Source organism: Bradyrhizobium sp. USDA 4501 (assembly GCF_054062115.1).
On record NZ_JBSSEX010000001.1, the window covers coordinates 7,115,360 to 7,137,303 of the forward strand.

Genomic DNA, 21,944 nt, shown 5'->3' on the forward strand with positions numbered 1-21,944 from the left:
GTAAGATGTTGATCTTCTTGCACTCAATCCTGCAACCAGAACGTATGCGTGGCCGAACGAGGGTCGTTGACCTTTCGTTTCGGGGGCGAAGTCGCACTGACGGTCTCATGCTCCGAGCACCGGCTCCTTGCCGGTGAAGGCCCTGAGTATATTCGCCGTCAGGCGCGAAAGACCGTTGTCGCAGCCGTCCCAGGCCAGGGCGCCGGCATAGGCGATGGAGCCGACCGAAAACACCCAGCCGCCTCCATCGATCGGAAACAGGACCATGTCCGATCTCACCACGTCAGGCCGCTGTGCGCCTCCCTGATCCGGGAGCGAAAGAGTGAGATCCTCGATGACGAGCTGATACTCGTTGCCAAGCCCGGTCGAAGTCCCGAGCACATAGGCATGCTCGGGACTTCCGAGCGTAACGTCGTACCTGTCGACCTCGTCTCCCACCGCTCCACCCAGCACATAGCCGTAATCGCCGACGATTTCCTCAGTGATGCCGTCGAACAATTTCGCGGCGGGCGAATTGTAGCTCGCCTCCAGACGCCGATAGCCGCAGCCCTTCGACCATCCCTCCGATGCGAAGCCCACGCCCAGCATCTTGTTCGGGGCGCGGCCGCGCGTGCGCCAGATGCCGCCGGCTTCAGTCGTCGCAACATGGGTCCGTTCGCCATAGGGGGCATCCCAGCAGCGCGTGCCGCTGTTGTCGCGGCGCACCTCGATGACCCAGGGCTTTGCACCGAGCCGGCTCGTTACCCAGTAGAAGCCGTTGCCGCCAAGATACATGACCCGTCCGCCGTCATGCAGGTATCCGTCGAGGATATCGAGGCCGGTTCGTGTCCAGTATTCCGGGTGCGAGCCCGTGACGATCGCCGCGTACCGGTCGGCCAGGTTGCGGCCGCCACGTTCGAAATCCTCGTCGGTTGCGACATGATATTCGATGCCGAGGTGCTCCAGCCATTCGACGATGTACATGTCGACGGGAAAGTGACGGTATGAGCCCGTTAGCCAGTTCGGAAAACCAGGGCGGACGTTGAACAGCGGCCGTCGGCGGCCCGAATAGCGAACCGGCGTTCCGTCGGCATGGGTATCGTAGCAGGAGCGGCCCGGCTCGGGATGTGAGAACAGGTACTGTTCGTCCTCGGGCACCACCTTGTCATGAGGCATCACCGATGAGAAATCGAGCGAAGCCAGGTGGTCGTTCGCATAGGCCAGATAGGTGTTGGTCGGCACCAGGAACAGCACGGGTGCCGAGGTGCCCAGGACCGGTCTGACAAACAGCGGAAAATGATTGCGGCGTCCGCCGGCCTCGAGCCGAACTGCGTAGACTCCGCTTTGAAGGTCCTCCGGCAGGCGGAATTCGAGATTATACCTCCAGCCGGCATCCACCATGTCGTCGTCGTGGAATTGCAGCGCACAGTACTGCTCGGGAACTTCGACGAAGGAGTCGCTTCGCCCGTCCCAGTTGCGTCCGGTCACACCGCGCTCGACGCCGTTGACAAGGTGCCCCTGTTCGCCTCCAGCGTCCGGCTCAATCGTCTCCGACGCGAAGTCCCTGCCGAGTTTCCATGCTGCCCATGCCGGCTGCGTGGGAGTCTTCCCTGCGTGCCATGCGGCGATCATCTCGGCGGATGGCTTCGCGAGGTGCAGCGTTGGCGAGTCGATCTTGCCATTATATGGCTCCAGCGGCGACCCGGACCGGCCGATGCCGGCCGCCGCGAGCAGGAGCGTCGCCGCATTTGCCGTCGCGCCGGTTGCCGCGCGGAGCGTGCGTTGTGCTCCAACCTTGGCATCAAGACGCCTGAGGTCGATGCAGACCTCGCCGTCGCCGATGGTAGTCAGGATCGAATACCAGTGTTTGGCGATGATCGCATCCGGCAAGACCGCGAGCGTTGCGCTGCCCATTCGAAGCGCAAGACCGCCTGAGATGATGACGAGCGCGACGTCGCCAATCGACCAGATGGCCTGGGGCGCGCTCCGCTCGGGGACGGTCGGCCATGCCCAGCAATGGACGCTGATCGCCGCATCGTTGATCGGTGAGGGAAGCGGAAATTCGGCGTGCGAGCCGACCACCGTGGATTGCACGCCGCCGGAAACGGTGCGGTCGAGCACCGACGAGAAATCGACCACCTTGCCCTCGATCGCTTCGTCGCGCCCGGGACCCGAGACCAGTCGCACGAGGCTTGCGCGGACGGTGGCGTGCGGCGTGCTGATCGCGAGCCGGACGACATCGCCGGGCTCGCAGGACCAATCCTCGAAATAAGCCTGGATATCCATCTGACGCTGCCCGCGCTCGCTGGTTAAGTCCGCTTCGGACGCGCAATGTCCGAGCGCGCCCATCATTCGCGGATCAAAGCCGGCGGGGAAACATCTGTTGCGGCATTCTGGAGTCCGGGAGCAACAACACTGGAGAAACGGACAGGCGCGCCGCGGCTGGTCCCGAAAGTCCGCGTCACGATCCGCGCAGGAACCGGTCGCCGAGCGCGACCGTTCCGTCGGTGTAGCCCGTACCCAGGCGTCGCGCGGTTTCGGTGTCCGAATGCGAAGCGAGCCAGGCCGTCAGCAGCATGCGCCTGAGCATCACGAACGCAGGCAGCATGGCCTCGTCGTCGTGCGAGACCGGTGCGACGGTCCGGTATCCCGCAAGCCACGACTGCTGGAGCAGGTCCATCACCGGCTCGTGCTCGATGAAGCTGACGGCCGCGGCGAAGTCATAGAAGAACCACGAGAAGCCGCAATCGTCGAAGTCGATGACGCCGAGCCGGTCGCCTTCGACGAGCAGGTTGGCGAGGCGGAGGTCGGCGTGAACGAGGCCAAACCGCTGCTCGCCCAGTCCGTAAGCCTCGACGCGCCGTTCAAGTTCGTCGGCGACCCTCTGCAGCAGCCTGCGGCCATCGTCGCGCAGGCCAAGACCGGCGCGCCAGTCACCCCATAGTGGCCGGCGGCCCAGCATGGCATCGAAATCCCAGACCTTGCGCTGGAACGTTGATGGCAATGTCCATCGGCGGCTGTGTGCGTGAAGCCGCGCGCTGGTCGCGCCGAGCTTGCCGAACCAGGTGGCCAGATCGTCCGAGGCGTCCGGCTCCTTGCCGCTGAGGAATTCGAATGCAACGACGTGTCGTGTCGCACCACTCAGGGGAATGGGGCATAACAGGTGTCCCTCCCGATCGGCGACCGGGCGCGGCGTGAGCACCACGTTGTCTGCGATCACGGCGTCGATCCAGGCGAGCTCGGACGCAATCTCGTCAGGTGAGTGATAGCCGGGCCGCTGCACGCGCAACACGAGTTTTTGCCGAGCGGCCGGATCTTGCGCGAGAAAGGTGGTGTTCTCGGAATGGCTGAGAAAGGCGAGCGTCGATTGCGATGATAGTCCCCAGCGCGGCAGGCTCGCGGCAAGAGAGGTCTGCATGCTCTCGATGAGGCCGGGAGTCATCATCGCGGCCAACCGACCGTCTCGGGCTCCGCGAGGTCAAGAAGGCTCGCGATGATGCGATCGGGAACGACGTCCGCCACCGCATTGAAAGGGACGTCGCTGGCGAGCAGGATCGACCGCATGCCGGCGGCCTTTCCTGCTGCGATATCGGTACCGATCTGGTCGCCGACCATGACGGTCTCATGCCGGGCGGTGCCGAGATGCGCCAGCGCCTGTTCGATCAGGAACGGTTGCGGCTTGCCTAGCACGATCGGCTTCGTATTGGGAACGGCCGCTGCAACCGCGGCCGTGATCACGCCGACGCAGGGATCGTAGCCGTCATGAACCGGCGTCAGGACATCGGGATTAGTGGCGATGACGGTTGCGCCGGCGAGTGCGGCCCTGACCGCGGTGCGCAGCTTGGCGTAGTCGAGCGTGGCATCGAAGCCGAGCACGACGATCTTGGGCTTGACGTCGGTCAGGTGATAGCCAATGTCCTCGATCGCCTCGAGCAGTGGTCGTTCGCCGATCGCAAACACGGGCGTGGTGCGCGGCCAGCGCCGTTCGAGCAGGGACGTGACCGCCGAAATCGTCGTGAAGACCTGTGACGGTTCGGCCGGAATGCCGATGCGGCTCAGCTTGGCGGCAAATTGCGCGGCGGATTTCGTCGAATTGTTGGTGACGAACGCATAGGGCAGGCCCCGCTCGCTCCATCCGCGAAACGCCTTGACGGAGTCGTCGATCGGAGTGTCACCGCGATAGGCGACGCCGTCGAGATCCGAGATGACGCCGCGAATGGGATGGTTGGCCGGAGCAACGCGCTGTTCCAATGCTGGGATTCCGTTCAGTTCCGCGAGCGTGATCATATGGTTGTCTGCATGGCGTTGCTGCTCTGTGCATCCATGATTTGTGTGCTGCACATTGGAAAGGCGTCCTTGCCTTGCCGGTGTGCGCCATGCTTCCGGGAGCGGAAAATCTCCGTGCGCGACTGCGGCGCCCCGGGAGTGTCAGCAACGGAATCGTGGAGCAGCAGGAATCGGGCGATTGCGGCCTTTGGTCTAGGCTTTGCAGGCGTGAAAGCCACGATTTGTGCAAGACGATCGAAACGGCTGAGTGCCTTGCGGCCTCGAGAGCAGTTTCAGCGTTGCCGAAATCATCGAGGGATTACCATATGATCAACCGCAGAGACTTGATGTTAGGGGGATTGGCCGGGGCCGCGGCGTTCGGCTTCGGGCGGGTCAATCCCGACTTTCTTGTGAATTCCGCCTTTGCCGCCGAAGGCAAGACACTGCGCTTTCTCGGCGCGGAAGCGCTGACCGGCAACTGGGACCCAACCACCCATACCAATCTAGGCCAGCTCATCGTCGAGGGCTTCGTGTTCGGCTACCTGACGCGGGCGCCGATGCGGCCGGAGAAGCCGGACGAGCTGATCTTCGAGCTGGCTGAATCGATGAAGCCCATCGACACCTATACGATGGAGGTGAAACTCAGGAAGGGCGTCAAATTTCATGACGGAACCCCGTTCACAGCGGCCGACGTCAAGGCGACCTATGAATATGGCTGCCAACCCGATCGTCCGGCGCAGTGGTACCCCGGTCTCGTCACCGTCGACGTCGTCGACGACTACACCTGCCACATCAACACGAAGGTGCAGGGCTATCCGGCGACGCTCTACTACTACCTGTCGTCCTTCCTGCCGATCATGTCGGCCAAGGACGTTGCCAATAAGGCGCAGCTCTCGGCGCGCATGAACGGCACGGGCCCCTACAAATATGTCGAGCAGAAAGGCGACACCACCGTTCTCGCCGCCAATCCCGACTTCTTCCTCGGCGCAGCGAAGATCCCGGGTGTCGAGTATCACTTCGTCGGTGACACCACGACGCGCACGCTGTCGCTGTTGAACGGCGAGGCCGACATCATCGAGCGGCTCGAGCAGGAGCAGGTCGAGACCATCTCGAAGGATGCCCGCTTCAGCATCCACAAGGCGGTTTCGGTCGAGAACAAATACCTGTTCTTCCGCTGCTCGAAGAAGCCGTTCGACGATCCGCGCATTCGCCTCGCCGCATGCTACTCGATCGACCGCAAGCAGGTGCTCGACGTGCTCGGCGTCTCCGGCATCTATTCCAAGGCGCACATCTCGCCGGTCAAGTTCGGCTATGCCGAGGTGGCCGACTATCCTGAATTCGATCCGGACAAGGCGCAGAAGCTGCTCGCGGAGGCCGGCTTCCCCAAAGGCCAGGGCCTGCCCGAGCTCACCTATTACACGTCGGTCGGTTTCTATCCGAAGACGAAGGAATATGCCGAGTTGATTACCGGCATGCTCCAGGAGCAGGGGTTTAAGGTCAATCTGCAGACGCTCGAAGTCGCGGCGTGGGGTAATTTGCTTTACGACAAGCCCGGCGGCGGTGAGGGCAACATGATCGACTGCGGCTGGTGCACCGGCTCGCCCGAGCCGGATCTCGTGCTGCGCACCCACTTCCACTCCTCCTCCAAGCGCATCACCGGCATCGTCGACAAGGACATCGACGCGGTGCTGGACAAGGAGCGCAACGCCACGACAATCGAGGAGCGCAAGAAGATCCTGCAGACCGAGACGCTGCCGACCATCGCCAAGAAGGCCCCGGCGCTCGCATTGTTCACCTCGGTCTTCATCCATGCCTACAGCAAGAAGCTGGATGGTCTGTACATCTATCCGAACGGCATGCAGGACATGACCAAGGCAACATTGGCATGATGATTGCTCGGCAGGCCGGGTACGCCCGGCCTGCCGGTTCGCGAACGCAGGCCGGATTGGTCGGGTCTGGTCCTCATGAATTGCAAGGGTAGCTCTTCTCGATGTTGATCCTGGAATTCCTGGTCAAGCGGATCGCGCAGGGCATCCTGATCGTCTTCATCACGTCGTTGATCATCTTCACGCTGCTGCGCGTGGTGCCGGGCGATCCCGTGCGCCTGATCGTCGGCGGCATGGCGCCGGCCGATGTGGTCGAGAAGGTCGCGACCAAGATGGGGCTGCGCGACCCCATCATCGTGCAATATGGTCGGTACATGCGCGGGCTGGTACAGGGCGATCTCGGGCAATCCTATTTGCGGCCGCGCAGCGGCATGATCGCGACCGGCGGGCAGTATGTTGACCCGACCAAGTCGGATATGGCGCCGGTGATCGATCTCATCCTCGAACGCTTGCCGTTCACGCTGCAACTGGGCGGAATGGCGCTCGTGTTCGCGCTGCTGCTCTCGTTTCCGATCGGCATCGCGGGCGGGCTGCACCAGCATCGTTGGCAGAATGCGTTGGCGTTCGGAATGCAGTCGCTGTTCGTCTCGATTCCGAATTTCTGGCTCGCGATCGTTCTGATCCTGTTTCTGTCGGTGAAGCTGAAGCTGCTGCCGGCGCTCGGTTACCAGGGGTTTTCCTATGTCATCCTGCCGGCCTTCGTGCTCGCGGTGGAGATCGCCCCCTTCATCATCCGCACGCTGACGACCTCGCTCGGCGAGGTCATGCAAGCGCCGTTCATCGATGAGGCGCGGGTGCGCGGCCTGTCTCGCCGCCGCATCGTCTATTCGCACGCCCTGCGCAACGCGGCAGTGCCGCTAGTCAACCTGCTCGGGATCCAGCTTTCGACGCTGATCGGCGGCGTTCTCGTAATTGAATACATTTTCGACTATCCTGGCCTCGGCAATCTGACCGTGGTCTCTGTCGTCGGGCGCGACTTTCCGGTCATCCAGGGCATCGCCATCACGACCAGCGCCGTCTTTGTCTTCATCAATATCATCGTGGATTTGGTCGCCTATCTGGTCGATCCCCGCGTGGAGATCTGAGCATGACGGCCACCACGATCATCGCCGAGGAGCCCGCCTTGCCGGCGGCCCCAATCCGTTCCGTCAACCGCCGCATCATAGCCGCCGCCTGGCGCATGCCGAGCTTCAAGATCGGTTTCTTCATCTTCATGGCACTGGTGCTGGCCTCGGCCATCTATCCCGAGGTGTCCTCGATCAGTGCGACCAAGATGGTGGTGAAGGACAAGTTCATGTCGCCGGTCTTTCTCGGCGACAAATGGACCTGGGATCATCCGCTGGGTACGGATCAGCTCGGCCGCGACATGCTGATGCGCAGCCTGATCGGCCTGCGCTATTCGCTGCTGGTCGGCGTCGTCACGGTCCTGCTCATCTTTGTCATCGGCTGCGGCCTTGGTCTGTTCGCCGGCTTCAAGGGCAAATGGTGGGACACCGTCATCATGCGGATCACCGATGCCCAATTGTCGATTCCGATGATCATCCTGGCGATCACCATTCTCGGCGTGTCGCGGCCGACGGTGCCGACCATCATAATCGTGCTGGCGCTGTCCGGCTGGCCGCTCTACGCGCGCGTGGCGCGCAGCGCCGCGGTCACCGAGCGCGGCAAGGAATATGTCCGCGGCCTGCGCGTGCTCGGCGCCGGGGACTGGCGGATCCTGTTTCTGTTCGCCGCGCCGAACATCCTGCCGCCGATCGCATTCGTCGCCGTGCTCGACGTCGCACGCATGATGATCTTCGAAGCGATCCTCGGCTTCCTGGGGCTTGGCATCCAGCCGCCGACGCCGAGCTTCGGCAGCATCATCGCCGACTCCCGCAAATACCTGATCAATGCCTGGTGGATCGCGACCACGCCGGGCGTGTTCCTGGCTATCGCGCTTACCTCGATCAACCTGATGGGGTCGGCGCTCGAGAAGGCGCGCAACCGCATCTATGGGGGTCTCTGAGATGGATCTCTCGCTCATTCTGGAGGTTGACGACCTCACGGTCGGCGCTTCGGCGTCGGGCGCCGCGCCGATCCTCGATCACATCTCCTTCCGCCTCAACACGTCGGAGATCTTCGGCATCTATGGCGAAAGCGGCGCCGGCAAAACCGTGCTCAGCCGCGCATTGGCGAACTGGCTGCCGGAAAGTCTGGCGTATCGCTCCGGACGGGTCACGTTCGCCGGCCACGACATTCTCGGCGCCGGGGCGCGCGAGGTGCGGATCGGCCGCGACATCGCCTATATCGGCTCCAAGCCGCAAAGCTCGCTCGATCCGACGATACCGGTCGGGACCCAGATCGCGGAAAAGCTGCACAGCGTCAGGCCCGAATGGAATCCGCGCGAATGCCGCGAGCGGGTCGTGCAGCTCCTCGGCGAGGTCCGGATTCCATCGCCGAAGGAGCGCTATTGGGACTACCCGGCAAAATTTTCCGGCGGCATGATGCAGCGCGCGATGATCGTGGACGCGATTTGCGCCGAGCCCGCCGTCCTGATCGCCGACAACATTACCCAGCCGCTCGATGTCACCATCGCGGCACAGATCGTGGCGCTGCTCCACGACCTGTGCCTCCGCCACAGGATGGCGACAATCTATCTGTCGTCTTCCTTGCCCACGCTCGGCCAGTTCGGCGACCGCACGGCCGTGCTCCATCAGGGCCGGTTCGTCGAGCAGCAAGCGTTTGCCGGCCTGCTCGCCTCGCCACAGACCGACTACACGCGCAAGGCCATTGCCAGTGTGCCGCGCATGTGGGCGACCACCGAGGGCCCGCTGGCCCGCCGCAAGGCGCAAGACGAAGTGCCGCTGATGAAGGTGGAGCACGTTGTTCGGACCTATCGCGCGCGCAAGCGGGGGACGTTCAATACCTACAGCAACGTGCAGGCGGTGCGCGGCGTAACGCTCGACATCATGCCGCGCGAGAATTTCGGCATCGTCGGGGAATCCGGCTGCGGCAAGTCGACCCTCACGCGCCTGCTGGCCTGGCTGGAGGTTCCCGACAACGACAGCATCGTCCTCAACGGCACGTCGCTCGGGGCGTTGTCGCCGCGCGAGCTGATCCGCACCCGCAGCGAATTCCAGCTGCTGCTGCAGGATCCGTACAACGCGCTGCCGCCGCGCACCACCGTCGGCCGCATGATCGAGGAGAGCCTGCTGATCCGCGGCAATGTCGCCCGCGCGGACCTGCGCAGCCGGGTCATCGCAGCGATGGCCGAGGTCGGTCTTGCCGCCGAGCTCTATGACCAGCTCCCGAACACGCTCTCCACCGGCGAGCGCCAGCGCATCTCGATCGCGCGTGCCCTGATCCTCGATCCCAAGCTGCTGATCCTCGACGAAACCTTGTCCGCGCTGGATCAACGCGAGCAGTCAAGGCTGATCGACCTGTTCTCGAAGCTGCAGGAGAAGAACGACCTCACCTATGTCTTCATCTCCCATGATCTCGCAATGGTGCGCAGGGTCTGCACGCGCATTGCCGTGATGTATCTCGGTGAGATGGTCGAGATCGCCGACAACCGCGAGCTGTTCTTCGATCCCCAGCATCCCTACACCAAGGCATTGCTCTCGGCCGCCCCGACGCTGGAGGAGAAGCCGTTCAACCCGGCGGACTTCTTGCTGGAGGGCGAGCCGCCGAGCCCGATCGATATCCCGGCGGGATGCAGCTTTGCCTCGCGCTGTCCGAAGGCGTTCGGCCGCTGCCGGCTGGAGACGCCGAAGCTGGTCGAACACGCGCCGGGGCGCTTCGCCGCCTGCCACCTTCTCGACGGCGACCCGGCGCAGGCCGCGGCCTGAGCGCTCAGGGCCGTGGCTTGAAGGGCCAGTCCATCGCGAACGAGCGCATGTCCTCCAGCGCCTTGGTCACCTGCAGGACGCCGAGATCGTCGAAGCGGTGCCCGGTCACTTGGACGCCGATCGGCAGATGGCGGGAATCGAATGCCATGCAGACGGTGGAGGCGGGCTGGCAGGTCTGGTTGAACATGGCGGTGAACAGCGTGTGCGCGAGCGGCGTCTCACGCGACACGCCGGGCTCCTCGGCCGGGAAATTCACCACCGGCAGCGTCGGGGCGATGACATAGTCCCAGCCCTCGAAGGCCGCGAGCAGCGCCGCCTTCATCTTGGCGATCCGGCCCAGCGCCCGGTAGAGGTCGGCGCCCGAATGTTTCGCCCCGCCAAGGCACCATGCGCGAACGTAGGGATTGATGTCGCGTGCGGTGTCGCCATGCGGCGGCAGCGATGCATATTCGAGATAGCCGCGCACCTGGAGGAACAGGTCGATCGGCGCATAGGCGTCGTCGGTGAGCGGAGAGGTGAACGGCTCGACGATCGCGCCGGCGCCGGCGAGCAGCTTGCCGGCCGCATCGACCGCGCTGCGAACCGTAGCTTCGGCCTTCATGCCGAAGCCCATGTCGGTGAGGACGCCGATCTTCAGTCCCTTCACGTCGCGCTTCAGATGCTCGTGATAGCGCACGCCATCGGCGGGCAGGCTCCAGGTGTCGCGCTCGTCCTGCCGCGTCAGCACGGTCAGCAGGCGCGCGATATCATCCACGCTGCGACCCATCGGGCCTGCCATGCGCATGGTGTCGGCCGGCAAATGCGGCACACGGCCATGGGTCGGCTTCAGTCCGGCCAGTCCGCAATGGGCGGCCGGAAGGCGGACCGAGCCCGCGATATCCGTGCCGACGGAAACATAGCCGGCGCCAGCGGCGACGGAGGCGCCTGCGCCGGCCGACGAGCCGCCGGTATTCCAGGCGAGCCCCCAGGGGTTGCGGGTAACGCCGTGCAGCGAGCTGATGCCCGACGCCATCAGGCCGCAATCCGGCATCGTGGTCTTGGCAAAGATCACCGCGCCGGCCTCGCGGAGCGCGATCGCCGGCGGCGAATCGTAGTTGGACGGCGGCAGGGCACGGTTGGCGCCGATGCCGTGAAAATAGGGCCAGCCGATCATGGCGACGCTGTCCTTGACCGTCATGGGGACGCCGTCGAGCGGACCCAGCGCGGTTCCCGCCTTCCATCGCGCTTCCGAGCCTTGCGCGCTTGCGATGGCTTGCTCCGGACGGAAGCAGAACAGCGCATTGATCGCGGGATTGACCGCCTCGGCATGGCCGAGCACGGTTCGCAACACCTCCACCGGCGACAATGCGCGCGATGCGTAGGCCTCCGTCAGCCCCGCAAGGCTCATCCCGATCAGTTCCGCAGCAGACATCTTGGCCTCGACAAATGGCGTTCTGGATCAGTGTCCGGATAGCGAAAGTCGCCCCTGTCGGGGTAGTGCCGCTGCCGTAAGGGCATGATTTGGTGGAGTGCGAGGCATCCCTTTTGCATCTGTCTTGATCGAATTTGTCATCAAACCGGGAGGCCCGCGACAGGCGGGCCGAACGACACCCGTGAGAGATCAGAAGTCGTCATGAGCCAATCTGGAACGCAAATCGCCACGGTCCGGAACTACATTGCCGGGCTCCCGGGATGGGGGACGGGCGATATCGTGATCGAGCCCGCCATTCCGGTCCTCGCCTCGCCAAGCTGGCGCGGGGTCGACGGCGCTCCCTGGCGCGCCACCAGGAACGGAAGCGGCGAGAGCATCTTCATCAAGAACATGGATGTGGATGCCAAGCTCTACATCGACGTTGCCTGCGCGTTCGAAGCGGCCCGGCGCGCATCCGATCTCGGTATCGGTCCCAAGGTGCTTGCGGCGGATCCGGACGCGGGACTTCTGGTCATGGAAGATCTCAACCGTGGCTGGCGGGTCGGCACGCTGGAGCGGATGCTGGAGCCGAAGATCGTCGACGCGGTCATCGCGGCGCGGCGCCTGTTCCAGGCAGGGGCGCCTCTGCCGCGGCGCATGGGAGTCTTCGACGAGATCGAGCACTTCTACGAGGCGGCAAAGGCCGCGAAGGCGCAACTGCCGTCTGATGCGGAATGGCTGGTCAAGGAGCTGCGTTTTGCGGCCGATACCTTGAGGAAACTCGACATCAAACCGGTGCCAATCCATGGCGATGGCAATGTCTCGAACATCCTGATCAGCGACACCGGCGAAGTTCGCCTGATCGATTGGGATCGCGCCACGACGGCCGACCCGCTGGAGGACCTCGGCAGCTTCCTCGTCGAAGCCTTCGCGCAGGAGCCGGAGGCGCGCGACGCCTTCAGCCGCAACGCCGGCGGATTCGACGAGCGCGCCTTCAGCCGCGCCCGCATCTACGGCATGGCGGATGATCTGCGCTGGGGCCTGATCGGCGCCGTGCTCGCCGCGCGGTCGGCGCGCAACACCTTTGAGTTTTACAAGTTCGCCAGCTGGCGCTTCGTACGTTGCCGCATGACGGTCCGGGAGCCGCGCTTTGGCGAGATGCTTCGGAGGATCGCATGACTGTCCGCAGGAAGCTCGGCGAGGGAGCGACAGTCCACGAGCGCAATATCGAGGCAGCGATCGCCCGCGTGCCGCAATGGCACGGCAAGGGGGCGGCCTATACCCCGCTGGTCGGCGGCCTCATGAATCAGAACTGGCTGGTCGAGATATCCGGCGATGGACGGCGCTACTTCATCAAGGTGCCCGGCGAGGGCTCGGAGATGTTCATCGATCGCGTGACCGCCAACGAGGCTGCGCGCAATGCCCACGCCATGGGCGTTGCGCCCGAGGTGATCTTTTTCGACGCCACGGACGGGCTCGAGATCAGCGAGTTTCTCGAAGGCTATCGCGCCTGCACCAATGCCGATTTCGGCGATGCCGCCATCCAGGCCGACGTTCTCGACCTTTACCGCCGCCTGCATGCCGGCCCGAAGCTCGGCCAGACCAAGACCATCTTCGACATGATCGAGGAACATATCGAGCAGGGCAGGGAGCTCGGCGCGCATTTCCCGCAGGACATGCCCTGGCTGATGCATCGCTACAATCAGGCCAAGTCGGCGTTCCTGGCGTCGGGTCTCGATCTCGTGCCGTGCTTCAACGATCCGATGCCGGGCAATTTCCTGATCTCGGCGGAATCAGGCGCCCCAAGGCCGATGAAGCTGATCGACTACGAGTTCGCATCCAACAACGAGCGTAGCTATGAGCTCGGCGTCCTGTTCGCCGAGATGTTCTTCGACGAGCATCTGACGGAGGCCCTGATCGAGCAATATCTGGGCGAGGTGCGGCCGCAGATGGTCGCGCGCGTGATACTCAACCGGGCGCTCGCCGACCTGAAATGGGCGTCATGGGCGGTCGTGAACAGGAAGCTCAAGGACTGGGATTTCGACTATCAGAAGTACGGCGTCTGGAAATACATGCGTGCCCGCGACGTAATGTACGATCCCCGCTGGGATGGCTGGTTGCGGCTCGTCTGAGCCGCGCGACGGGAGGGCTTCCGCAGTTATTGATTGAGGATCGCGAGCGCCTGCTCGAGCAGGCTGTCGTTCGCGGCCGCGATGATCCGGCCATCGGATTCCGGCGACAGCGGCCGCCCCTGCCAGTCGCGGACGATGCCGCCAGCGCCCTCGACCACCGGAATCAGCGGCATGAAGTCGAACGACTTGAGGGAGGTTTCGACCACGAGATCGCAGTGGCCGGATGCGAGCAGGCCATATTGGTAGCAGTCGCCGCCAAATCGCCGGAACATGGCCTTCTGGCTGAGCGCATCGTAGCGGGCCCAGTCGCTCGGCGTGAAGAAGTCCGGCGATGACGTGTAGATCTGCGCGTCTTCCAGTCGCGTGGTGCGGCTCACCCTTGCCAGCTCGCCGTTGAAGGTGGTGCCTTGCCGGGTGCCGTACCACCGCTCGGCCAGCGCGGGCATATCGATCATGCCGGCGGTGATCGATCCATCTCTCTCGTCGGCGAGCGCGACGAGCGTGCCGAACAGCGGCATGCCGGAGATAAAGCTCTTCGTTCCGTCGATCGGATCGAGATACCACGTGTAGCGGTCCCCGGCCGTCGATCCCATCTCCTCGCCGAGGATGCCGTGATCGGGGAAGCGCGAACCGATCAGCTGCCGTAGCTCCATTTCGATCGCACGATCGGCGATCGTGACCGGCGTCAGGTCCTGCTTGCGCTCGAAATCGACGCGGGAACGGAAGTGCGTCACGGCGATCCGTCCGGCCACGTCGGCAAGCTCATTGAAGAACGAAGCGAGCTCGCTTGCCGATAATCTGTCTTGAATGTCGTCCAATGGTCGCTCCGGGCGGGAGGCGCGCCGACGTCGCGGGACGCACGACGCCTTGCCTTGGGATGGGGCGTTACGCGGTCTCGTGGACCGACTGCTTGTCGATCTCCCAATAGGGGGAGTCGAATCCGTTGCGCCGCGCCACTCGGGCGGCAGGGCTCCTCGGCTGCGGCACGCCAGCGGCCGGCTGCGGCGCCGACACGGGCGCCTGGCGAACGTCGCGCGGCGCCACCTTGAAGTGCCGGCTGAAGCAGCGGGAGAAATGCGACACGTTCTTGAAGCCGACTTCGTAGGCGACCTCCGAGACGGTCCGCCGGCCCTTCGGATCGGCGACTAGGATTTCATACGCCCGCTGCAGCCGCTTGGTCTGGACGAACTGGCTGACCGTGGTTTCGTTGTCGTTGAACAGGCTGTACAAATAACTGAGCGAGATGCGGCTCGACGCCGCGATCTTCTTCGGCGACAACGACTGGTCACCGAGATGGCTCTCGATGAAGTCGACGATCCGGCGGCGCAGGTGATAGCGCGCGTTGCGCACATCGGTTGCGGCGCCGCGATCCTCCGATCCGATGGTCAGCGCGACGAAGCTGATCATTTCGGTCGCGAGCGCCTGGGGGTTCGGCGGCGGCGAGGCGACGAACAGTTCGGCCACGCTGCGGATCATGCCCGCCAGCAGGTGCGTCATCTGTTCGTTTGGCTTGAAGCGGCGACTGATGTGATCTTCAACCGAGACGAGCCGGCCGCGCAGCTCGGCGGCCGGAATCCGCAACATCAGGAAGCGCGCGGTCTTGTCAGACGACAATTCGTAGAAGGCGAGCTCGCTGAGCAGGACATATTCGCCGGGACGTGCGATCCCGATGCGGCTGTCCTGGCTGAATGCGACGCATCCAGTCTGCGGAAACACCAGCACATAGGCGGCATCGTGGATGCAGGCAACGCGTTCCCAGTTGCGGGCAAAGGCGTGGTCCGGCCCGACGAGTTCGAGATCGAGGCGTCCGATCCGGGTCCGCCAATCCTGCGTGGGACCGGGGCCCTTGTCGTTGCCAGCATGAAGGCCGGTGTGTTCCTCGCGGGAAGCAACAGATGTCAGGCGTGCCATGGCTGGGCCTTTCTCAGGGTTGCGCAACGATGATCTCCGTTCCGGCTTCACGGAGAGCGGTTGCCAGAGCTCCCTCTGGCTGCCGATCGGTAACCAGGCGATCGATATCGGTCCAATGTGCGAAGACGGTGAGCGCACGCTGGTCGAATTTGCCGTGATCGGCTACCAGGATGGCTTCTGCGGCGCGCTTGGCCATCGCGCCATAGATGGCACCGGCCTCATCGTCGGCATCATTCGCGCCGCGCGCGCTGATGCCGGTCGCGCTCACGATGGCGCGGTTGGCCTCATAGCTGTTGATGTTCGCGATCGTCTGCGTGCCGAACACATAACCTTCGGTGGGGTGATAGCGGCCGGGACAGCAGAGCACGCGGATCGACGGATTGACGGCTAGCGCGGCCGCAATGGCGTAATCATGGGTGATCACGGTGATGTCTTGCGCGCGTGAGGCCAGCCGTCGCGCGATGTGAAACGTGGTCGCGCCCGCGCCAAGCATCAACACCTCGTTCGGCAGGATCAGGTCGGCGATCACCGCGGCCATCGCCTCGCGCTCGGCGATCATGATCGCCTTGCGATCGGTCAGCGCCGGCTCGAGCGCGAAGGGACGGGACGCCCCGCCATAGGTGCGGTTGATGAGCTTCTGCTCCTGAAGCTCCATCAGATCGCGCCGGATGGTCTCGCCGGAGACGCCGAGCACGGCGGCGAGCTCGGAAGCCCGCAGCGTCGGCGCGGCGGTGAGTTGCGAGATGATGTGCTTGTGGCGCGCGAGCTTCGAGAGGCGGTCGCCGTCGGCCTTTCGTGGCCGCTTGTCGGCCGCAGCAGGGGCGTCACTCGTCATTCGCTGTCTCTCCGGCTGCAAACCTCTCCAGCGTCCGTGCCATGATCGTTCCCCAAGTGATGTTGTGAGTCCACATCAATTGTGTGGCATATTCCTCATTTTTTGGGCGCCGTGCTGCCTATGGAATTCGCAAAGGAATCATGGCGATCACATAAGGCACTGAAACATATGAAGTATGGCTTTGGAATGCGGAGCGCATGTCTGACGTTCTGGTGTCTCTTGCCTGCAATCTGCTTTTCAGTTGTGGGGATTCGCACATAGATCCAAGGTCGCAGTGGAACGGCTGGGGAATGATCGCCGCAGGGGACGGCTTTGGTCCGCGCAGGCCGCGGGCCAAAGGAAAGGCAGGCGATGCAGCAGGAAAAAGGGATTCTGGCGTTGAACGCCTTCGATCAGAGTCGGGTGTCGTCAATCGACCCAGCGCTCGGCGAGGCGGTGCAACGACGCCTGCGTTCGTTCGGAAAAGCCTCGGTGCTGTTCTATCAGGAGCCGATCAGGATGGCGCGCGCCGAAGGCGTCTATATGTTCGACGTCGATGGTCGGCGCTATCTCGATCTCTACAACAACGTGCCGTCGGTCGGGCATTCGCATCCGCGCGTTGTCGAGGCGATAAGCCGTCAGGCCGGCCTGCTCAGCACGCACACACGCTATCTCAACGACGTCGTCGATGGCTATGCGGAGCGTCTCCTGGCGACGTTTCCGCGCGGGATCGATCACCTGGTCCTGACTTGCACCGGCAGCGAGGCGAATGACCTTGCGCTACGGGTCGCGAAAGTGGCAACCGGGCGGACGGGCTTCATTGTCACGGAGACCGCCTATCACGGCAATAGCGCCGCAGTGACCGATGTCTCGCCGTCCTCGCGTCCCGGTCAGCCGCTGCCGCCCCACGTGCGGGCAGTTCCCGCACCCGAGATGTATCGCAATCCGGTCGGCGATCCCGGCCAGCGCTTTGCCGACAGCGTTGCCGCAGCGATCACCGATCTCGAGCGAAGCGGCTTCGGCTTTGCTGCGCTGCTGGTGGACACGATCTTTTCGAGCGATGGCATCCATGCCGACCCTGCCGGCTTCCTGGCCCCCACCGTGAAGCTCGTGCACGAACGTCAGGGACTGTTCATCGCCGACGAGGTGCAGCCAGGCTTCGGACGAACCGGGGCGGCGATGTGGGGCTTCGCGCGCCATGGCGTCGTCCCCGACATCGTCACGATGGGCAAGCCCATGGGCAACGGCTTTCCGATGGGAGGCGTCGCCATGCGCGCCGCGCTGCTCGATCGCTTTGCCGCGGAAGTGAAGTACTTCAACACCTTCGGCGGCAACCCGGTGGCCGCGGCCGCAGGCCTTGCCGTGCTCGACGTCATCGAGGACGAGGGCTTGATGCAGAATGCGCGCGAGGTCAGCCGTCACCTGATGGATGGATTGCGCGAGATCGGCAATCGCCACATGACCATCGGAGACGTTCGTGGTGCCGGCCTGTTCATCGGGCTCGAGCTGGTGCGCGACCGCGACAGCAAGGAGCCCGCACCGGAGCTCGCTAGCCTGCTGATCAATCGCCTGCGCCGGCGCGGCATCCTGATCGGTGCTGCCGGTCCGTTCGGCAGCACGCTCAAGATTCGTCCGCCGCTGTGCTTCGGCAAGGACCACGCCGACATGTTCATCACCGCGTGCGACGAGGAGTTGCGCGAGGTGGCCGCGTCGTGACGCGATCGCCGATAGCCCGCGATGCCACAGAAGCCGAAGATTTGAAGATCATGGATGCAAGAAGCGTACGAACTATCGCCGAGGCGAAGGCCCTTGTCGAGGAGCGGGGCCTCTCCCACGTCAAGCTCGGCATCGTCGATCTCGACGGCGTCATTCGCGGAAAATATCTCGCGCGCGACAAGTTCGTCGGCGCGCTGGAGGCCGGCTTCAGCTTCTGTGATATCGTGTTCGGCTGGGACTCCAACGACCAGATGTACGACAATTGTGCATTCACCGGCTGGCATACGGCCTTTCCCGACGCGACCGCGCGCATCGATCCTTCGACCTGCCGCAATGTGCCGACGGAAGAGAACATGCTGTTCTTCCTCGGTGAATTCGAGGGCGCCGCGGCGGGGGTGTGTCCGCGCCGGCTGCTGCGGCGCGTCATTGACCGCGCCGAGGGCATGGGATTCTCGCCGTCCGTGGCCGCGGAGTTCGAGTTCTTCGTGTTCGACGAGACGCCGCACAGCGTGCGCGAGAAGGGCTTTCGCGGCTTGAAGAATCTCACGCCGGGCTGGTTCGGCTATTCTATGCTGCGCGCCTCCGTCGAGTCCGAATTTCATCGCTCGCTGCTCAAGCTCTGCAACGAGATGGACATGCCGGTCGAAGGCCTGCACACCGAGACCGGACCCGGCGTGCTGGAGGCCGCGATCCAATACACCGATGCGCTCGCGGCCGCCGACCGCGCCGTGCTGTTCAAGACCTTCTCCAAGGTCTGGGCCGAGCGTCAGGGCAAGATGCTCACCTTCATGGCCAAATGGTCGAACGCCTATCCCGGACAATCCGGGCATCTGCATCTGTCGCTGCGCGACCGGGACGGCAAGCCGGTGTTTCACCAGGGCGGCAGGCCCGGCGACATGTCCGACATCATGCGCTGGTTCGTCGGCGGCCAGCAGGCGCTGCTTCCGGAGCTGCTCGCGATGGTGGCCTCGACCGTGAACAGCTACTCGCGCCTGATCCCCGGCTTCTGGGCACCGACCGACGCGACCTGGGGAATCGAGAACCGGACCTGCGCGTTGCGCGTCATTCCCGGCAAGCCGGCCAGCCAGCGCGTCGAGTACCGCGTCGCTGCCGCCGACATCAATCCGTATCTGGCGATCGCGGCCGCGCTCGGATCGGGCCTCTGGGGAATCGAGCACAGGATCGAACCGGACGAGCCGATCATCGGCAACGCCTATGAGCGCAGGCATCCGCCCGAGCGCGCGTTTCCGCGCACGTTGTCGGAGGCGGCCGACCGGCTGGTCGCCTCGCAGGCGGCGCGCAAACTGTTTGGCGACGTCTTCGTCGATCACTACGCGATGACGCGGCAGTGGGAGGAGCGCGAGTTCCGCAAGGCCATCACCGACTGGGAGCTCGCTCGCTACTTCGAGATCATTTGAGACGGATCCTCCCTTCCAAAAACGAGTGACATCACGTGAACGATATCGTCTGCATTTCGCCGGTCGACGGCAGCGAGGTTGCCCGGCGGCCCGTCGCAACGGGTGCCGAGGTCGCCGCGGCTCTCGCGCAAGCACGGAAAGCGCAGCAGGAATGGTCGAGCATATCGCTCGCCGAGCGCAAGGCCATGATGCTCGCCTTCCTGCACGAGATGCGGGCGCAGAACGACGAGGTCGTTCCGGAGCTCGCGATGCAGATGGGCCGGCCGGTGCGCTATGGCGGCGAACTGCGCAGCCTGGAGGAGCGCGTCCGCGTGCTGGTCGAGCTCAGCGATGAAGCGCTGGCGCCGATCGTGCCGACCGGGCAGCCCGGCTTCCGCCGCATGATCAAGCGCATTCCTGCCGGCATCGTGCTGGTGATCGCGCCCTGGAACTATCCCTATCTCACCGCGGCCAACACCATCGTGCCGGCGCTGCTGGCCGGCAACGCCGTGATCCTGAAGCATGCCGCGCAGACCCTGCTGGTCGGTGAGCGCTTCCAGGCGGCACTGGACCGGGTCGGCCTGCCCAAGGGGGTGTTCAGGACGCTCACGCTCGACCATGTCATGACCAGTGAGCTGATCTCATCGCGCTCGGTCGACCATGTGAACTTCACCGGTTCGGTCGCCGGCGGCCGGGCGGTCGAGCGAGCGGCGGCCGGGACATTCATCAGCCTCGGGCTAGAGCTCGGCGGCAAGGATCCGGCCTATGTGCGGCCGGATGCCGATTTCGATTTCGCGGTCGAGCAGCTCGTGGACGGCGCCTTCTACAACTCCGGCCAATGCTGCTGCGGCATCGAGCGGATTTACGTGCATGAGCGGATCTATGACTCCTTTGTAGACGCCTTTGCCGGCCTGACCGCGCGCTACCGGCTCGGCAACCCGCTGTCGCGGGACACGACGCTCGGCCCGATGGCGGCGACACGCTTTGCCGATACCGTCCGCGCCCACATCGGCGAGGCCGTCGCAAAAGGCGCGCAGCCTCTGATCGATCCGGCCCGGTTCCCGGCGGACAAGATCGGTACGGCCTATCTGATGCCTCAGGTCCTGGTCGGCGTCGATCACTCCATGCAGGTGATGATGGAGGAGAGCTTCGGGCCTGCGGTCGGCCTCATGAAGGTCTCCTCCGATCAGGAGGCGGTTGGCCTAATGAACGACAGCCCCTATGGCCTGACTGCATCGGTCTGGACCGAGGACGCCGCCGCAGCCGAACGTATCGGTGACGGCATCGCAACGGGCACCGTATTCATGAACCGCTGCGATTATGTCGATCCCGCCCTGGCGTGGACCGGCCTCAAGGACACCGGACGTGGTGTCGGCATGTCGCGCCTCGGCTTCGAGGCGTTGACCCGCCCAAGATCGTTCCACCTTCGCATCGAGCATTGAGAGCAGCACATGGACGTTCAGATCACCGGCGCCTGGAATTTTCCGACGCGCGTCGTTACCGGCGCGGGCCGCATTGCCGAGCTTCCCGAGGCGTGCCAGACCAACGGCCTCACCAGGCCATTGCTGGTCACCGATCACGGGCTTGCCAAGACCGATCTCATCGCCAGCATCGTCGACCGTGTGCGCGAGGCGGGCATTCCGCTCGCCGTGTTTTCCGACGTGAAGACCAATCCGACCGAAACCAACCTGACGGCCGGCGTCGAAGCCTTCAAGGCCGGCGGTCATGACGGCGTGATTGCGGTGGGCGGAGGTTCGGCCCTGGACGTCGGCAAATGCGTGGCGTTCATGGTGGCGCAGTCGCGCCCGGTCTGGGATTTCGAGGACGTCGGCGATTGGTGGACGCGCGCCAACACCAAGGGCATCGCGCCGATCATTGCGGTGCCGACGACGGCAGGCACGGGGTCCGAGGTCGGCCGCGCCGGTGTGATCACTCGTGAGGATACCCATGAGAAGAAGATCATCTTCCATCCCATGATGATGCCCAGGATCGCAATCGAGGATCCCGAGCTCGCGGTCGGTCTCTCGCCGTTTCTCACCATGGCAACCGGCATGGATGCGCTGTCGCACTGCTTCGAGGCCTACTGCGTCAAGGCATTTCACCCGCTTGCCGACGGCATCGCACTGGAGGGGATGAAGATCGTCGATAACTATCTGTCGCGCGCGGTCGAGAACGGTCGCGACCTCGAAGCGCGCGCCTATATGTTCGCCGCGGCCTCGATGGGAGCCACCGCGTTCCAGAAGGGGTTGGGCGCGATCCACTCGATATCCCATCCGGTCGGCGCCCGATACGATACCCATCACGGGCTGACCAATGGTGTGGTCTTCCCTTATGTCCTGGTCTGCAACAAGGCTGCGATCGCCGACAAGATTCCGCACATTGCCCGCGCGCTCAACCTGCCGAGCCAAGACTTCGATGCCGTGCTGTCCTGGCTGCTGGCCTTCCGCAAGAAGCTCGGCGTGCCGCATACGCTCGCCGAGCTCGGGGTGAAGGAGACCGACGCCGGAACGATCGCGGCCGATGCCGTCAAGGATCCGACTGCGGGTGCCAATCCGCGGCCGTTGACCGAGCCGGAGTTCAAGCAGCTGACGCTGGCCGCCATTCGAGGCGATCTTGGAAGCTGAGC

At 64.2% G+C, this 21,944-nt stretch carries 17 protein-coding genes; 10 read left to right on the top strand and 7 right to left on the bottom strand.

The window, feature by feature from the left end; all coding sequences use genetic code 11:
* Window positions 1–105: 105 nt before the first annotated feature.
* From ACVWZM_RS32765 to ACVWZM_RS32775, 3 genes are all read right to left on the bottom strand, one after another.
* Window positions 106–2,265, bottom strand: a complete 2,160-nt coding sequence (locus ACVWZM_RS32765; RefSeq protein WP_456855603.1) for a N,N-dimethylformamidase beta subunit family domain-containing protein — start codon at window positions 2,263–2,265, stop codon at window positions 106–108.
* Window positions 2,266–2,440: 175 nt separating this feature from the next.
* The gene (locus ACVWZM_RS32770; protein WP_456855604.1) at window positions 2,441–3,424 is read right to left on the bottom strand and encodes a phosphotransferase enzyme family protein; all 984 of its coding nucleotides are present in this window, start codon (window positions 3,422–3,424) and stop codon (window positions 2,441–2,443) included.
* Window positions 3,421–4,230 carry an HAD-IIA family hydrolase gene (locus ACVWZM_RS32775; RefSeq protein WP_233475840.1) on the bottom strand — a complete coding sequence of 270 codons (810 nt, stop codon included), beginning with the start codon at window positions 4,228–4,230 and terminating at the stop codon, window positions 3,421–3,423. Before ACVWZM_RS32775 ends, ACVWZM_RS32770 begins: the two co-directional genes overlap by 4 nt.
* Before the next feature lie 341 nt (window positions 4,231–4,571).
* Here ACVWZM_RS32775 and ACVWZM_RS32780 point away from each other — a divergent pair, with 341 nt between their 5' ends.
* From ACVWZM_RS32780 to ACVWZM_RS32795, 4 genes are all read left to right on the top strand, one after another.
* A complete protein-coding gene (locus ACVWZM_RS32780; RefSeq protein ID WP_057020614.1) occupies window positions 4,572–6,134 on the top strand; it encodes an ABC transporter substrate-binding protein in 1,563 nt (520 codons plus the stop codon).
* Window positions 6,135–6,235: 101 nt separating this feature from the next.
* Window positions 6,236–7,216: an ABC transporter permease gene (locus tag ACVWZM_RS32785; protein ID WP_092083050.1), complete on the top strand. Its 981-nt coding sequence runs from the start codon at window positions 6,236–6,238 to the stop codon at window positions 7,214–7,216.
* A gap of 2 nt (window positions 7,217–7,218) precedes the next feature.
* Window positions 7,219–8,136: an ABC transporter permease gene (locus ACVWZM_RS32790; RefSeq protein WP_456855605.1), complete on the top strand. Its 918-nt coding sequence runs from the start codon at window positions 7,219–7,221 to the stop codon at window positions 8,134–8,136.
* A 1-nt stretch (window position 8,137) separates the two neighbouring features.
* Window positions 8,138–9,958, top strand: a complete 1,821-nt coding sequence (locus tag ACVWZM_RS32795; RefSeq protein ID WP_456855606.1) for an ABC transporter ATP-binding protein — start codon at window positions 8,138–8,140, stop codon at window positions 9,956–9,958.
* Window positions 9,959–9,962: 4 nt separating this feature from the next.
* Here ACVWZM_RS32795 and ACVWZM_RS32800 read toward each other — a convergent pair whose 3' ends face one another.
* Complete coding sequence (locus tag ACVWZM_RS32800) at window positions 9,963–11,369, bottom strand: amidase (RefSeq protein WP_057020610.1); 1,407 nt, start codon at window positions 11,367–11,369, stop codon at window positions 9,963–9,965.
* A gap of 201 nt (window positions 11,370–11,570) precedes the next feature.
* Here ACVWZM_RS32800 and ACVWZM_RS32805 point away from each other — a divergent pair, with 201 nt between their 5' ends.
* A complete protein-coding gene (locus ACVWZM_RS32805) occupies window positions 11,571–12,527 on the top strand; it encodes a phosphotransferase family protein (protein ID WP_456855607.1) in 957 nt (318 codons plus the stop codon).
* Window positions 12,524–13,480 carry a choline/ethanolamine kinase family protein gene (locus ACVWZM_RS32810; RefSeq protein WP_168856098.1) on the top strand — a complete coding sequence of 319 codons (957 nt, stop codon included), beginning with the start codon at window positions 12,524–12,526 and terminating at the stop codon, window positions 13,478–13,480. The genes ACVWZM_RS32805 and ACVWZM_RS32810 overlap by 4 nt, the downstream gene beginning before the upstream one ends.
* 26 nt (window positions 13,481–13,506) lie before the next feature.
* Here ACVWZM_RS32810 and ACVWZM_RS32815 read toward each other — a convergent pair whose 3' ends face one another.
* The 3 genes from ACVWZM_RS32815 to ACVWZM_RS32825 all read right to left on the bottom strand — a co-directional run bounded on the left by ACVWZM_RS32815 (window position 13,507) and on the right by ACVWZM_RS32825 (window position 16,226).
* On the bottom strand, window positions 13,507–14,298 hold the full coding sequence (locus tag ACVWZM_RS32815; protein WP_057020607.1) for an inositol monophosphatase family protein: 792 nt from the start codon (window positions 14,296–14,298) through the stop codon (window positions 13,507–13,509).
* 67 nt (window positions 14,299–14,365) lie between these two features.
* On the bottom strand, window positions 14,366–15,391 hold the full coding sequence (locus ACVWZM_RS32820) for a helix-turn-helix domain-containing protein (RefSeq protein ID WP_310885663.1): 1,026 nt from the start codon (window positions 15,389–15,391) through the stop codon (window positions 14,366–14,368).
* 13 nt (window positions 15,392–15,404) lie between these two features.
* Window positions 15,405–16,226 (bottom strand): DeoR/GlpR family DNA-binding transcription regulator, encoded by an 822-nt coding sequence (locus tag ACVWZM_RS32825; RefSeq protein WP_253589681.1) that lies wholly within the window; start codon window positions 16,224–16,226, stop codon window positions 15,405–15,407.
* A gap of 351 nt (window positions 16,227–16,577) precedes the next feature.
* Between ACVWZM_RS32825 and ACVWZM_RS32830 the strand changes: the two genes are divergently transcribed.
* From ACVWZM_RS32830 to ACVWZM_RS32845, 4 genes are read left to right on the top strand one after another with little or no spacing between them, the layout of a single operon-like run.
* Window positions 16,578–17,921 carry an aspartate aminotransferase family protein gene (locus ACVWZM_RS32830; RefSeq protein ID WP_456855608.1) on the top strand — a complete coding sequence of 448 codons (1,344 nt, stop codon included), beginning with the start codon at window positions 16,578–16,580 and terminating at the stop codon, window positions 17,919–17,921.
* Window positions 17,922–17,971: 50 nt separating this feature from the next.
* Complete coding sequence (locus tag ACVWZM_RS32835) at window positions 17,972–19,339, top strand: glutamine synthetase family protein (protein ID WP_456855609.1); 1,368 nt, start codon at window positions 17,972–17,974, stop codon at window positions 19,337–19,339.
* 35 nt (window positions 19,340–19,374) lie between these two features.
* Entirely contained in the window at window positions 19,375–20,760 is a 1,386-nt protein-coding gene (locus ACVWZM_RS32840; protein WP_456816412.1) for an aldehyde dehydrogenase family protein, read from the top strand.
* 9 nt (window positions 20,761–20,769) lie between these two features.
* Window positions 20,770–21,942, top strand: a complete 1,173-nt coding sequence (locus ACVWZM_RS32845; RefSeq protein WP_057020603.1) for an iron-containing alcohol dehydrogenase — start codon at window positions 20,770–20,772, stop codon at window positions 21,940–21,942.
* The last annotated feature ends 2 nt before the right edge of the window (window positions 21,943–21,944 follow it).